Annotated in this window: 1 protein-coding gene; it reads left to right on the top strand. The window is 32.0% G+C overall.

Features of this window, described 5'->3' with window-relative positions; all coding sequences use genetic code 11:
- Window positions 1–927: hypothetical protein (locus F7018_RS18655; RefSeq protein ID WP_217701399.1), on the top strand; the 927-nt coding region annotated here is incomplete at both ends.

The raw sequence follows: 927 nt of genomic DNA, 5'->3' as shown, positions 1-927 counted from the left end.
AATTTAAGAGATAGAGTTAATACTATTTTAGGACCTACTCAAACTACCGGATTTACTGTAACTTTCCATACAAGTGCTGCTGATGCTAATACAGGAAATAATCCTATTCCTAACGATACAAATTATACTAATCAAACTAAAGATAGAGAAACAATCTATGTTAGAGTGGTAAATGATACTACTGGTTGTTTTAACGACCATGTTACTTTCGATATTATCATTAATCCTCTTCCTACTATAGCCAATACTATTCCTAACTTGGAAGTTTGTGATGTAGCTACTCCTAGTGATGGTGACCCAAGAAATAGATTAGCGCAAAACATTGATTTATCTCAAAGAGATGCTGATATATTAAATGGTAGAGATCCTAATTTATTTGAAGTTTCTTATCACAGAACACTACAAAATGCTATAGATGGTGTCTTACCTTTATCCAAAACTAATTATTCAAATGACCCTGCTACCACTAATTTCCCTGCTAATTTATTAAGTGACGATCCTGCTACAGAAATTATACATATTAGCTTATTAAACAGAACGACGGGCTGTAGATATGGAATTGCAACATTACAATTAGTTATAATGCCTGAACCTAATATTCCTTTGAATATTCTCAATTATATTGATTGTGATAATCAATCAGATGCTAGTAATGATGACACTAATGGTATTAATGGAGACATTACACTAAAAAATAAAATCCCACAAATTTTAGCTAATTACCCTACATCAGAACATGGGAATTATAAGGTAACATTCCATAGTAGTTTAGCTGATGCTCAATCGGGAAGTACTCCTTTAGATGAGAATAAGTATGAAAACACGGCTAACAATCAAACCATATATGTAAGAGTTGTTAATACTAAAACTTCTTGTGTACACGATGATTTGAATTTCAATATTGTTATTAACCCGCTCCCTGCTTTT

The sequence above is a fragment of the Tenacibaculum aiptasiae genome (assembly GCF_008806755.1).
GTDB lineage: Bacteria > Bacteroidota > Bacteroidia > Flavobacteriales > Flavobacteriaceae > Polaribacter > Polaribacter aiptasiae.
This window is presented reverse-complemented; position numbering and strand designations above follow the sequence as displayed.